Source organism: Arthrobacter sp. efr-133-R2A-120 (assembly GCF_030209835.1).
In the GTDB taxonomy this organism is placed as follows: domain Bacteria; phylum Actinomycetota; class Actinomycetes; order Actinomycetales; family Micrococcaceae; genus Arthrobacter.
Window position 1 is genome coordinate 54,442 of sequence record NZ_JARVRF010000003.1, and the last position, 12,940, is coordinate 67,381.

At 64.0% G+C, this 12,940-nt stretch carries 12 protein-coding genes and 2 tRNA genes; 4 read left to right on the plus strand and 10 right to left on the minus strand.

The window, feature by feature from the left end; translation table 11 throughout:
• Positions 1-9 precede the first annotated feature (9 nt).
• Complete coding sequence (thiL, locus tag QRN52_RS02130; RefSeq protein ID WP_284751142.1) at positions 10-1,023, minus strand: thiamine-phosphate kinase; 1,014 nt, start codon at positions 1,021-1,023, stop codon at positions 10-12.
• Between the two features lie 95 nt (positions 1,024-1,118).
• Here thiL and QRN52_RS02135 point away from each other — a divergent pair, with 95 nt between their 5' ends.
• A complete protein-coding gene (locus tag QRN52_RS02135) occupies positions 1,119-1,634 on the plus strand; it encodes a DUF3515 family protein (protein ID WP_284751143.1) in 516 nt (171 codons plus the stop codon).
• A 56-nt stretch (positions 1,635-1,690) separates the two neighbouring features.
• Here the strand turns inward: QRN52_RS02135 and QRN52_RS02140 are convergent, their stop codons facing one another.
• The 6 genes from QRN52_RS02140 to leuC form a co-directional block, all read right to left on the minus strand.
• Positions 1,691-2,857: a D-alanine--D-alanine ligase family protein gene (locus tag QRN52_RS02140; RefSeq protein ID WP_502869682.1), complete on the minus strand. Its 1,167-nt coding sequence runs from the start codon at positions 2,855-2,857 to the stop codon at positions 1,691-1,693.
• 17 nt (positions 2,858-2,874) lie between these two features.
• The gene (locus QRN52_RS02145) at positions 2,875-3,906 is read right to left on the minus strand and encodes an NAD(P)H-dependent glycerol-3-phosphate dehydrogenase (RefSeq protein WP_284751145.1); all 1,032 of its coding nucleotides are present in this window, start codon (positions 3,904-3,906) and stop codon (positions 2,875-2,877) included.
• 17 nt (positions 3,907-3,923) lie between these two features.
• Entirely contained in the window at positions 3,924-4,700 is a 777-nt protein-coding gene (locus QRN52_RS02150) for a lysophospholipid acyltransferase family protein (RefSeq protein WP_284751146.1), read from the minus strand.
• A 12-nt stretch (positions 4,701-4,712) separates the two neighbouring features.
• The gene (murA, locus tag QRN52_RS02155) at positions 4,713-6,038 is read right to left on the minus strand and encodes a UDP-N-acetylglucosamine 1-carboxyvinyltransferase (RefSeq protein ID WP_284751147.1); all 1,326 of its coding nucleotides are present in this window, start codon (positions 6,036-6,038) and stop codon (positions 4,713-4,715) included.
• A 375-nt stretch (positions 6,039-6,413) separates the two neighbouring features.
• Positions 6,414-7,016: a 3-isopropylmalate dehydratase small subunit gene (gene leuD, locus QRN52_RS02160; protein ID WP_284751148.1), complete on the minus strand. Its 603-nt coding sequence runs from the start codon at positions 7,014-7,016 to the stop codon at positions 6,414-6,416.
• 10 nt (positions 7,017-7,026) lie between these two features.
• The gene (gene leuC / locus QRN52_RS02165; RefSeq protein WP_284751149.1) at positions 7,027-8,481 is read right to left on the minus strand and encodes a 3-isopropylmalate dehydratase large subunit; all 1,455 of its coding nucleotides are present in this window, start codon (positions 8,479-8,481) and stop codon (positions 7,027-7,029) included.
• A gap of 112 nt (positions 8,482-8,593) precedes the next feature.
• Between leuC and QRN52_RS02170 the strand changes: the two genes are divergently transcribed.
• Both QRN52_RS02170 and QRN52_RS02175 read left to right on the plus strand, forming a co-directional pair.
• Entirely contained in the window at positions 8,594-9,313 is a 720-nt protein-coding gene (locus tag QRN52_RS02170) for an IclR family transcriptional regulator (protein ID WP_028264661.1), read from the plus strand.
• 69 nt (positions 9,314-9,382) lie between these two features.
• Positions 9,383-9,946 carry a DUF1697 domain-containing protein gene (locus QRN52_RS02175; protein WP_284751150.1) on the plus strand — a complete coding sequence of 188 codons (564 nt, stop codon included), beginning with the start codon at positions 9,383-9,385 and terminating at the stop codon, positions 9,944-9,946.
• Positions 9,947-10,128: 182 nt separating this feature from the next.
• On the opposite strand, the gene QRN52_RS02180 is transcribed toward QRN52_RS02175, so the two are convergent.
• Positions 10,129-10,201, minus strand: a tRNA-Glu gene (locus QRN52_RS02180).
• Positions 10,202-10,342: 141 nt separating this feature from the next.
• Positions 10,343-10,414: transfer RNA gene (locus QRN52_RS02185), tRNA-Gln, on the minus strand.
• Positions 10,415-10,748: 334 nt separating this feature from the next.
• On the opposite strand from QRN52_RS02185, the gene QRN52_RS02190 reads away from it, so the two are divergent.
• Positions 10,749-12,212: a hypothetical protein gene (locus QRN52_RS02190; protein ID WP_284751151.1), complete on the plus strand. Its 1,464-nt coding sequence runs from the start codon at positions 10,749-10,751 to the stop codon at positions 12,210-12,212.
• Positions 12,213-12,219: 7 nt separating this feature from the next.
• On the opposite strand, the gene QRN52_RS02195 is transcribed toward QRN52_RS02190, so the two are convergent.
• The gene (locus QRN52_RS02195; RefSeq protein ID WP_284751152.1) at positions 12,220-12,933 is read right to left on the minus strand and encodes an HAD family hydrolase; all 714 of its coding nucleotides are present in this window, start codon (positions 12,931-12,933) and stop codon (positions 12,220-12,222) included.
• Positions 12,934-12,940 lie beyond the last annotated feature (7 nt).

Below are 12,940 nucleotides of genomic sequence, written 5' to 3' on the forward strand. Positions count from 1 at the left end.
GCGGCAATCTTAGTCTGCAAAGTGATCCCATCCCACGGTGTCAGCGGGCATTCCCGCTATCCGGACGCCGCTGTGCTGTCCTTCGGCAACGGCCTGGATCGAGCCTATCGCAGTGAAGCCGGAAGGTAGCTGAACATTTGCTGGAAATGTCGCCAGCAGGCCATGGTCCTCTCCCCCACCCAGGATCCAGTCCATGGGATCGAGGCCCAGAGGAGCCGAGGCAGCTTCCAAGGGTGTGGCGAGGGCCTTGAGCGCGATGGGATCGAGGTCGAGTGCGACGCCACTGGCTTCGGCGAGGCGGGCGCCGTCGCGCAACAGCCCGTCGGAGACGTCCATCATGGCAGTCGCTCCTGCCTTGGCACCCTGCGGTCCTGCGGCGAGAGGCGGCTGCGGCCGGCACTGGCTGTCCATGAGTGCGCGCTGGGCAGGGTTCAGATTGCCCACGGGTATGGTGCTTTCAAGGAGCGCCAGTCCCGCGGCGGCGCGGCCAACAGTTCCGGCAAGGGCCAGGGTGTCCCCAGGACAAGCCCCGGAGCGCAAGACAGCAGGAAGCCCGTGCATTGTCCCGACGACGGCGACGGTCACCGCGATTTCGCGGCCACGGCCCAGGTCTCCCCCGGCAACTGAACAATCGCCAGCCCCCAAGCCGACGATGCCGGCTGTCAGGCCATCCGCGAAATCCTCAACCCACGGCACCGGGGTGCCGGGCGGCATGGTCAAGCTGACGACGAGGGAGACGGCGGTACCACCCATTGCGTTGATGTCGCTGAGATTCTGAGCCGCCGATTTCCAGCCGACGTCATACCCCGTAGTCCGGTATCCGTTGTTCCACTCCAGGCGAAAGTCCTGGTCCTGGGTCTGGGTGTCGATGGAAATGAGGGTCCGGCCATCAGGGGCGGCGACGACGGCGGCGTCGTCCCCCGGCCCGAGCAGCACGCTGTTGCTGTGGTTCAGGCGCGGAAAGATGCGCGCGAGAAGCTCGCCTTCGGAGAGCTCGCCGACAGTCTGTTGTTCAATGGACACAGCTCTACGCTATCGCGAACCGCCGACAACAAAGGCTGTCCCTTGGCGCCCGCTTCCCGATCCTCGGATTGCCGCAGCCGAGATAGGCTTGATCAATGCAACAAACGAAAGCCGCTGTGTACGTCCGCGCCCTTTGCTCCCTGACGGCCGCCGCGGTTTCGGTTCTTACGCTCGCGGCCTGCTCCCCCGTCGTCGACGTCAAGCCCGCCGCTGATGCCGCGAACGCCGCTTGCGCACCCATGATGGTGTCGCTCCCGGACACCATCGGGGACGCCGCCCTTCGGAAGACCAACAGCCAGGCCACGGCGGCGTGGGGCGATCCGTCTGTCCTGATTCTGCGTTGCGGCGTCAACGTGCCGGGCCCCACCACGGACCGCTGCGTCACTGTCAACGACGTCGACTGGGTCATCAAGGAAGGCGACCCGGTCTGGACCCTGACCACCTACGGTCGCGAGCCCGCGACCGAAATCCTCATGGACCCGAACAAGATCAGCTCCGCCACGGTCCTTGCCGATCTGGCGCCAGCCGCGGCGAAAATCAAAGCGGTACGCAAGTGCATCGGTCAGCCTGAGCTGCTGCAGAACCTGCCGACGAGCACCCCGGGCAAGTAGCAAAGGCAGCCCAGGCTGATTATCAGCGCGGGGACGTCGTCAACCCCAGCCGGCTGTCAGCGCAGGCCGGTTTTGCGGTTGAGCGCCAGGTAGATGAGCTCGTCGATCAACTCGGCGTAACCCAGTCCGGAAGCCGCCCACATTTGCGGATACATGCTCTTCGGGGTGAAGCCCGGCATCGTGTTGATCTCGTTGATGATGAGTTCGCCGTCCGGAGTGTAGAAAAAGTCCACGCGGCTGAGGCCTTCGGCACCGACCGCATCAAACGCAGCCGCCGCGAGCTCACGGACGCGCGCAATGGCCTCGTCCGGAATGTCGGCCGGGCAGCTAAGAGCTGCCGCGCCGTCCTCCACATATTTGGCATTGAAGTCGTAGAATTCGTGTTCGCCTGGAGCAACGGCGATTTCCCCCGGCATGGAGGTTCGCGGCGCCGCAGCGCCACGTCCTTCAAGGACGGCGCACTCGATTTCGCGGCCGACAATGCCCGCCTCGATCACCAGTTTGAGGTCGTGCCGTCGTGCTTCTTCGATCGCCGCGTCCAAGTCATCCATCGAATCCACTTTGGAAATCCCCATTGAGGAACCGGCGCGGGCGGGCTTCACGAAGACAGGAAAGCCGAGGCGGTCCACGCGCTTGCGCACGGCTTCGGCGTCGTTGATCCATTCACGATCAGTGACGGCGACATACGGTCCCACGGTGAGCCCTGCGGCCTCGAAAACAACTTTCATGTAATGCTTGTCCATGCCGACGGCGGATGCGAGGACCCCGGCTCCCACATAAAGGGTGTCCGAGAGCTCCAGTAGGCCCTGGATGGTGCCGTCTTCGCCCCAAGGGCCGTGCAGGAGCGGAAACACGACGTCCACGGAGCCCAGTTCCTCGGGCACCGCATTCGGTGCCGTGACGATCAGCTGGTGGGCTCCCCCCACCTCAGCGAGGGTTACGGTCTTCCCGGAAGGCGCCACCTCAGGCAAGGCCGAGGCGCTCAGCGACCATTGGCTGATGTCAGCGGACGGGATCACCCACTGGCCAGACTTGGCAATCCCGATGGGGACGACGTCGTACTTGCTCTTGTCGATGGCGCCCATGACGCCGGCCGCCGTCACGCAGCTGACCGCGTGCTCGCTGGATCGGCCGCCAAAGAGCACGGCGACGCGCGGGCGCCGATGTTCGGCCGGCTTCGCGGACTCGGCAGTTCCGGCGGACTCAGCAGTTCCGGCGGACAGGGATTCTTCGGTCACAGTCAGTAATCGCCTTCGGACTTCAGGGAGCGGGCCAGGAGTCTGGGCCCAAGTTCATCAACGGACAGTTTGCCTTCGAGGACGGCTACCACGGCCGCGGTGATCGGCATGTCGACACCGAGTTTTCCGGCTAGTTCGTAGACAGCGTACCCGGATTTGATGCCTTCCGCCGTCTGCGTCATGTGCTCGGTGACCTGTTCAAGGGTCAAGCCTTCGCCGAGCAACCGCCCCGCGGTGTGGTTCCGGGACAGGGGCGAAGAACAGGTGGCCACGAGGTCTCCCAGTCCGGCAAGACCCGCCATCGTGCGCGCTTCGCCACCCAAAGCAAGGGCCAGCCGCGAGGTCTCCGCAAGCCCGCGCGTGATCACCGATGCTTTGGTGTTGTCGCCCATTTGCTTGCCTTCGCAGATTCCGACGGCAAGGGCAATCACGTTTTTCACGATTCCCCCGATTTCGACGCCGACCACGTCGTTGCTCGTGTAGGGGCGGAAGTACGGTGCGGTGCAGTAGAGCGCGAACGATGCGGCGGTGGCTTCGTCGCTGCATGCCACCACGGAAGCCGTCGGTTCCTGGCGCGCGATCTCCATTGCCAGGTTGGGTCCCGAAACAACGGCCACGCGTTCCTGCGGAATATCGAGTTCCTCGGAGATGACCTGGCTCATGCGGGAATCGGTGCCGAGTTCAAGGCCCTTCATGAGGGAAACGACCACGGCGCCCGGGGCCACGAGCGGTTTCCATTTGCGCAGTTGAAGCCGAAGGGACTGCGCCGGCACGGCGAGGATCACGATTCCCGCGCCCGCAAGGACCTCGGCCACATCTGTCGAGGCCGTGATGGAATCGGGCAGCGCGATGTCCTTCAAGTACTGGGGGTTGCGGTGCTCCGCGTTGATCTGGGCGACCACTTCGTCCCGACGGCCCCAAATGCGGATACTGCGCTCCGCACCGGTGGCGATTGCAGCATCCGCCAGGACCTTTGCGAACGTCGTGCCCCAGGATCCCGCGCCAAGTACGGCGACAACAGCTGTGTCGGCCACGAGTTCATCCCCCGAGGTCACTGCTGTCCGTCCGTGCCATTGGTGCCGGACGTTTCTTCAGTCGCTTGGAAGCGACCGTGCTTCGACTGGTTGTGGGCAACAGGGTCCCAGCGTTCCTTGGGCGGTTCTTCCCCGCGCAAGGTAGCAAGAAGCTCCGTGATGGCGTCCATGATGATGTCCGTCGCCTCAACCAGGGTGGCCCGGTCCAGCGGCCGGCCTTGGAAAGCACTGAGGTCCACGGGTTCGCCTACCAGGATGCGGGATGTCTTGCGTGGGAAGACATGCAGGCGTTTGGCATAGCGGGGGAACACCTCCTGGGCACCCCAATGGGCAATGGGAACCACGGGAGCTCCGGTCTGGATTGCCAGGCGTGCGGCTCCCGTGTGGCCCTTCATCGGCCACAAATCCGGATCACGGGTCAGGGTGCCCTCCGGATAGATGATGATGGCGCCGCCGGCATCCACCACTTCCTGGGCGGCTTGCAACGAACGGTTCGCCCCCGTCGTCGAGCGCTCCACTGGAATCTGGTTCGTGGCGCGCAACAGGCTACCCAGGACGGGGGCCTTGAAGAGGCCCGCTTTCGCGAGGAAGTGCGGAGGACGCTTCATGTTGTAGAGCATGTGGCCCACGACAATGGGGTCGATCTCGGTGCAGTGGTTCGGAGCAGCGATGAAGCCACCCGCGGGGAGCTTTTCGGTCCCCTCCCACTTCTTTGCCATGAGGATGTTCATGAGCGGTCGCGCCACTCCCGCAAGAACAGCGAACATGGCACGGCTCTGGGCCGATTCCTTCAAGGTGTTCCCCCGTTACTTGGATTCGGTGAGGTCGAAATCGGCGCCCAGGCCAGCGAGCTTTTCAGTGAAGCGCTCGTAGCCGCGGTTGATGATGTCGATCCCGGTCACCCTGGATGTGCCGGTCGCGGCGAGCGCCGCAATAAGGTGGCTGAATCCGCCACGGAGGTCGGGAATGTCGATATCGGTGCCCCTCAGCGGGGTGGGTCCTGAGACGACGGCGGAATGCAGGAAATTGCGCTGGCCGAAGCGGCATGGCACGCTTCCGAGGCATTCGCGGTGGACCTGGATGGTTGCGCCCATGCGGGTCAGGGCATCGGTGAAGCCGAAGCGGTTCTCGTACACGGTTTCGTGGACGATCGACACGCCTTCCGCCTGCGTCAGGGCGACCACCAGGGGCTGTTGCCAATCGGTCATGAAGCCCGGGTGCACATCCGTTTCAAGGACGAGCGGGCTCAGCTTTCCGCCGGGGTGGTAGAAACGGATGCCGTCCTCGCGGATATCCATGCCGCCGCCCACCTTGCGGTAGGTGTTAAGGAAAGTCATCATGTCCCGCTGGGAAGCGCCCTCTACGAAGATGTCCCCGCGGGTCACCAAGGCGGCCGAAGCCCACGACGCCGATTCATTGCGGTCCGCCAGTGCGCGGTGGTCGTAGCCACCCAAGTCCCGGACGCCCTCGATCCGGATGGTGCGATCGGTCTGGACGCTTATGATGGCACCCATCTTCTGCAGCACAGCGATCAGGTCGATGATTTCGGGTTCGGTGGCGGCACCGCTGAGTTCGGTGATGCCCTCGGCGCGCGTGGCGCTCAGCAGGACTTGCTCGGTGGCTCCCACCGACGGGTACGGGAGCGAGATCTTTGCGCCGTGGAGTCCCTTGGGAGCGGAGATGTGGATGCCGCCCGGGCGCTTTTCGACGACGGCGCCAAACTGGCGGAGCACGTTCAAGTGGTAGTCGATCGGCCGGTCGCCGATCTTGCAGCCGCCGAGATCGGGAATGAAGGCTTCGCCGATGGCATGGATCAACGGACCGCACAGCAGGATCGGGATACGGGAGTCCCCGGCGTGGGCATCGATCGCCGTGCTGGATGCCGTCTTCGCATTCTTGGGATCCAGGGTGAGATCGCCGGTGACGGGATCCTTCTCGACAGTTACGCCATGGAGCTGCAACAGGCTGGTGACCACCTCCACGTCCTTGATTTCCGGGACGTTCCGCAACACCGAAGGTTCGTTGCCGAGGAGGGAAGCCACCATGGCCTTGGGAACAAGGTTCTTGGCACCTCTGACGGTGACGCGGCCGGTCAAAGGGACGCCGCCGCGGATTGTCAGAACACTACTCATCTATACCGGTTTCCTCACGAGTTGATGCCCCCACACTTACGAAGGCTCCAGCTAAGCATAAAAGCTGGCGTTACCGATTCGAAATGCCGGGGCGCGGCGAAGGCTGGCTTTCAGCGACGCGGGGTCACTTACGGCCCATGTTGCCGCCGGCATGGGCCGTAAGTGACCCCGCGTTCGTGCCCGATCCATGGATAACCCCTCATTCCAACCCCAACGACGACCATGGAGGGCGCACAACGCCGGGATCAGGCCATGAAAATATCCCGCGAAATGCGCACGCACACGAAAAGGACCGGCGCACCCGTTCCATCGGGTGCGCCGGTCCTTTCAAGGTGCAGAAGCTACTCAGGCAGCCTCCGGCCGTGTGCCGCCGCCCTACTGGGTGCGCGCCGGCAAGGTTTTCGGCTTGAATGAAGGCCTTGTGGCCTCGTAGGCCGTGATGTCTTCCTCGTGCTGGAGCGTCAGGCCGATGTCATCCAGGCCTTCCAGGAGGCGCCAACGGGTGTAGTCATCGATCTCGAAGGGTGCCACGACGTTACCGCACTCAACGGTCTTGGACACGAGGTCCACTTTGACTTCGGTGCCGGGCGCGTTTTCGAGCACTTTCCAGATGAGCTCGATGTCGTCCTGGGCAAGCTCGGCCGCCAGGAGGCCTTGCTTTCCCGAGTTGCCGCGGAAAATATCGGCGAACCGGGAGGAGAGTACGGCCTTGAACCCATAGTCCTTCAATGCCCAGACTGCGTGCTCGCGGGAGGAACCGGTACCAAAATCGGGTCCTGCTACAAGTACGGAGCCGGTGCTGAAGGGCTCTTGGTTCAGGATGAACGATGCGTCCTTGCGCCATGCGGCGAACAGGGCGTCTTCAAAACCGGTGCGGGTAATCCGCTTCAGGTAGACCGCCGGAATGATCTGGTCCGTGTCCACATTGCTCTGGCGCAGCGGGACACCGATGCCGGTGTGGGTGGTGAACTTTTCCATGGGGATCCTCCTAGGCGGCGTCGGTGGTGGTGGATGCGGAAACAGAGGCAGGCTCCAGGTCCGAAGGCGAGCTCAGCGTTCCGCGTACTGCCGTGGCTGCAGCGACTACCGGCGACACCAAGTGGGTGCGGCCGCCCTTGCCCTGGCGACCCTCGAAGTTGCGGTTCGAGGTGGATGCGCAGCGCTCCCCCGGTTCCAGCTGGTCCGGGTTCATGCCCAGGCACATGGAGCAGCCGGCGAAACGCCATTCAGCGCCGAATTCCTTGAACACCTTGTCCAGGCCCTCGGCTTCGGCCTCAAGGCGGACGCGTGCCGAGCCGGGGACCACGAGCATCCGGACCTTGGGGTCCTTTTCGCGCCCTCGGATGACATCGGCGGCGGCACGGAGGTCCTCGATGCGGGAGTTGGTGCAGGATCCGAGGAAGACCGTGTCCACCCGGATGTCCTTCATGGGCGTGCCGGCTTCGAGGCCCATGTACTGCAGTGCGCGCTCGGCAGCCAGCTTGGCGTTCTCGTCACCGAAGTCCCCGGGGAACGGTACTGCTTCGTTGAGCGAAATGCCCTGGCCGGGGTTGGTCCCCCAGGTCACGAACGGCTCCAAGGTATCGGCGTCGAGATCAACCTCGACGTCGAAAGCGGCGTCGTCGTCGGTGTGCAGCGTGTTCCAGTATTCGACGGCGGCGTCCCACTCCTCGCCCTGCGGGGCGTGCGGGCGGCCGTACATGTAGTCGTAGGTCGTCTGGTCCGGAGCCACCAAGCCAGCGCGGGCACCGGCTTCGATGGACATGTTGCAGATGGTCATGCGGGCATCCATGGAGAGCGCCCGGATGGCCGAGCCACGGTACTCCAGGACGTAGCCCTGGCCGCCGCCGGTACCGATCTTGGCGATGACGGCCAGGATGATGTCCTTCGCCGAAACGCCCGGGCGCAGGGTGCCTTCAACGTTGATGGCCATGGTCTTGAAAGGCTTGAGGGACAGCGTTTGGGTGGCCATGACGTGTTCCACCTCGGAAGTGCCAATGCCCATGGCCAGCGCGCCGAACGCTCCGTGGGTTGAGGTGTGGGAATCGCCGCAGACCACCGTCATGCCGGGCTGGGTGAGGCCCAGCTGCGGGCCGACGACGTGCACAATGCCTTGCTCGGCGTCGCCGAGCGAGTGCAGGCGAACCCCGAACTCCTTGCAGTTGTTGCGCAGGGTCTGGATCTGCGTGCGGCTGGTCAGATCGGCAATCGGCTTGTCGATGTCCAGCGTCGGCGTGTTGTGGTCCTCCGTGGCTATGGTGAGGTCGGGGCGGCGCAAGGGGCGTCCGGCCAGGCGCAAGCCCTCAAAGGCCTGCGGCGAGGTCACCTCGTGCACGAGGTGCAGGTCGATGAACAGAAGATCGGGCTGGGCGTTGGCTCCTTCGCCTTCGCCCTTGCGCACCACGTGCGCATCCCAAACTTTCTCGGCCAGTGTCTTTCCCACGGCCTGCTCCCTTCACTGCGGTTGGCTTGACTACTTCCACTGAACATCAGCGATCCAAACTGCGCCAGTGAAACAACTTGCATCTCAGATATTGAGACGGCAATATCATTACATGGACAATTCTAGTGGAGTCGGCGTCATCGATAAAGCGGCCCAAGTGCTCGACGCACTTGAGGCGGGGCCAACCACCTTGGCCCAACTTGTGGCAGCAACAGGGCTGGCCCGTCCCACCGTTCACCGGCTGGCGCTGGCGCTCGTCCATCACCGCCTCGTGAGCCGGGACATCCAAGGCCGCTTTGTCCTCGGCAGCCGCCTTGTCGAGCTCGCTTCGGCGGCCGGGGAAGACCGGCTCATCGCTTCTGCGGGCCCGGTCTTGATCCAGTTGCGCGACGCCACCGGAGAGAGTGCTCAAATCTTCCGGCGCCAGGGCGACTGGCGCGTCTGCGTTGCCTCGGCCGAACGCCCGATCGGCCTGCGCGACACCATTCCCGTGGGCACCCAGCTTTCCATGAAGGCCGGCTCCGCCGCCCAGATCCTGCTGGCGTGGGAAGACCACGACCGCCTCCTGGACGGACTTCAGAACGCCCGCTTCACGCCGACGGTCCTGGCAGGAGTACGACGCCGGGGCTGGGCCCAGAGCCTCGGCGAACGCGAGCCTGGAGTCGCCTCGGTTTCCGCACCCGTGCGCGGCCCTTCCGGCCGGGTCATTGCTGCGGTGTCCATCTCGGGCCCCATTGAGCGCCTGACCCGCCAGCCGGGACGCCTCCACGCCGAAGTCGTCTGCAACGCCGCCCGGGTACTGACCGAGGCCCTGCGCAAGAACAACGACTAGGCGCTTCCCATTTCCCGCCTGCTTAGCAGTGGCACCCCTCCTGTAGACGGGCGCATGTAGGGTGGGCGCATGAACAGCTTTGCCGTATTCCTGCGCGGGATCAACGTGGGCGGGATCAACATCAAGATGGCCGACCTTAAAGCAGCCCTCAAGGCGTACCCCTTCACCGACGTCAAGACCCTGCTGGCCAGTGGCAACGTGGTGCTCCAAAGCGAGCTCGATTCGGCGGGAGTCAAGGAGCAGTTCGAGAAATGCTTGAGGGAAGCATTTGGCTATGACGCCTGGGTGGTGGTCCTGACCGCGGAACGCGTTGCCGAACTGGTGGAAGCCTGCCCCTATCCCGCCGACGACAAAACCACGCACAGCTACATCACCCTCGCCTCGGACACTGCCATGTTGGACGAGCTATTCGACGCCGGCACAGCCCTCGGCCCCCCAGGGCAGGGCGGCGTCGAGCACGTCCGGCTGGGTCCCGAGGCCTCGGCATGGCTCGCCCCGGCGGGAGGCACGTTGGACAGCCCCTTCAGCAAGCTCTCCGCAAAGACCCGCTACAAGGCGAGCACTACCACACGGAACCTGCGCACGCTCATCAAGGTCAGGGACGCCGCAGAAGCCCTCCAGAAGACCACCTGAGCTGCCCCGGTACCGTCCTCCCCCCTTTTGACACGGGGAACCGCCTTCGACACGGCAAGTCGCGTCATTGCTTAGCTTTCACGCTGCAAACAAGGGGAGAAAGGTACGCGGTCCGACGTCTCACCCGCACCTTGGGAAAGAAAAATCCCCCGGAACCTGGTGGTTCCGGAGGATTCATTTTGTGACCCCAGCGGGATTCGAACCCGCGTTACCGCCGTGAGAGGGCGGCGTACTAGGCCGCTATACGATGGGGCCTTGTACTTTGTTTTACTGCTTTATTGAATACCGCTTCCGGCATTCAAGCTGAATGAGTATTTCATACATTCAGCATTGTTTCAAATCGGCGAACCGTTTCGAAACTCCAAATTCCCGCACATATATGCGGATTATTCAGAGCTGGGATACCAGGACTCGAACCTAGAATGACGGTACCAGAAACCGTAGTGTTGCCAATTACACCATATCCCATTGGCACTTTTAGGCCGGATTCGAAGGCCTAAACCTTCGCTCCGTGCCCCTCAGCACGAGTAATTACTTTACCCGAGACTTTCGATGCACACAAATCGGCCGCGCACGCCCTCATCGCCCTGGCCGGCACCCCCGGCGATCGGCCGGCGTGGACAAAAAAACCCTTGCAATCGGCAGGGCCTTAGCTTTACTCTCGGTAAGTTACCAATCGGTAACCAACGTCACGCACTTGTTTCGTGGCGCAGCTGCAGGCCAAACCGCCTGTTAGCTGCGTCACATGGGGGGATCCCTGGCAGCAGCGCCGCTGCCGGGAAGTCATCGAGAGGAATTGCCCATGACACCGAACCCTGCCATTTCGACCAGTACACGAAGCCGTGCCCAGATAATCGCTATTGCCGTACTCGCACTCCTGCTGATCGCGCTCCTCGGTTTCTACACCTTGGTCATTGGGAAGATCGCGGCAGGGTCGGCGCAACTGGATGACGGCGCAGGTCAGGCATCCGCGGGCGCGGGCCAGCTCAGGGACGGCGCGGCGAGGCTTGCAGGCGGAGCCGCTGAAGCCGGGACGGGCGCGGCCAAGCTGGCTGATGGCGCGTCAAAGGTCCAAAACGGAATCCAAGGCAAACTTGCCCCGGGAGCCCAGCAGTTGAAGGACGGCGCCGACAAACTCGCTACGGGGGCCGTGAAGATCCAGAATGACGTCAACGCCAAGCTTGCGCCGGGAGTCTACAAAGTGGACGACGGCGCGCAGAAGCTCGCGGCAGGTGCCCTGCAACTTTCCGCAGCACTGACTCCGACGCCGGGCGGAGACGCCGAAAACAATCTCGGCGACGGCGCCACCCAACTAAACAACGGCGCGAACCAGCTCAACAACGGAGCCGCCCAGCTCGACGCCGGTGCTGCGCAACTCGACGCGGGCGCCGCCAGGCTCGCGGCAGGCACCGATCAGCTCAAGGGGTATCCGGGAGCCGGAGACGATCCCACCAAAGGAACAGGCTCGGCTGCGTTGGCCCAAGGGCTCCAGCAGCTCGCCGACGCCGCCAACGGCGTCCAGGGCGTGGTGCCCCTGGCGGCGCTGAAGGCGCAGATCAATGCCCTCAACGACGGCGCGCATCGCCTCGACGCCGGAGCCTCGCAATTGCAAGCCGGGGCGGGCCAGCTTTCGGCCGGAGCGGCGCAACTGCACGGCGGCACCGAACGGCTCGCCGATGGCACCGGGAAGCTGGCTGCAGGCACCGGGAAGCTGACGGCAGGTTTCGCCACTCTCGCCCAGAAACTCAACAGCCAGGATCCAGCGTCCCCGGGCGTGGTTCTGGGAACCCAAATGCTCGCCGATGGAACAGCAAAGATCCGCGTGGGCATGGACGGCGTACCGGGCGACCCTGAGCACCCAGGTCTCCTCAAGGCCACTGCCAGCATGACAGACGGAACGTCGCGCTTGGCGGCGGGCACGGACTCGTTGATGACGGGAATCAAGGGCAGCCCCGCTGATCCTTACTCCCCCGGCCTCTTGGACGGTTCCACTGCATTGGCAGCCGGTGCCTCCAAGTTGTCCGATGGAAATGCCAAACTGGCCGCCGGCTCGGCCCAGTTGTCCACCGGTGCCGACAAACTCGCGGACGGAAATGCGCGAATCGCCGCGGGCACCGCGGAACTGCATCAGGGTGCTGCGGCGGTGTCGCCGTCGAGCATAACCGAAAAGTCGGATACTGGCACGGCGATCGGAATTGTGGGCGTCCTTGGCGCCGGTTCCGTCGGAGCGTTCTTTTTCCTGCGGAAGTTCCGGCTGGAGGCGTAGCTGCGGCTCAGGCGAGCAGTCGCGTCAAGGAGTCTATTTGCCGGCCGGAAAAGTCGGAGGCGAGCTCGCCGGCGCGGTTCAGCCAGACGCCCAGCAACCCGGCGGCGTTAGCGCCGTCGGCATCGAGAAGGCGGTTGTCTCCCACGAAAAGGGTCTCAGCCGGAGTAGTGCCCAGGCGGCGGACCCCTTCCAGGTAAATGGCGGGGTCCGGCTTGGGCACGCCCACGGTGTCCGTGCCGACGAGGACCGAGACCCGTGCGAGTCCAGCACTGTCGAGCTTCACCCGCTGGTAGTCATGGACATTGTTGCTCACGGCGCCATACGGGATGCCCGCGGCGTCCAGGGCGTCGAGGACGGGCAGGACATCGCTGAAGGCCCTGACATAACTGGGCTGCAGGCGCGAATAGTCATTGAGCCAGGTATGGGAGTCCTCTCCCCCGAGTTCCACGCCGAAATGCCCCAGGGCCGCGCGGCCACGCAGGAGGCGCTGCTCGTTGAACGTCAATTCACCGGCGAGGTACCGGTCATAGAAATGCGTGGTTTCGTGCGTGAAGATCCGTCCGAACTTCTCCCACCCGGCCTGGTCCAGTCCGGGCAGGAGGTGTTCGCTCACGTCACGCAAAGCCGTGGTCATGGCGTACTCAAGGTCCACCAGGGTGTCGTCGATGTCGAACAGGACACCCCGGACCGTGCCGAATGACTCATGAAGTGCGTTGATCACGGCGTGC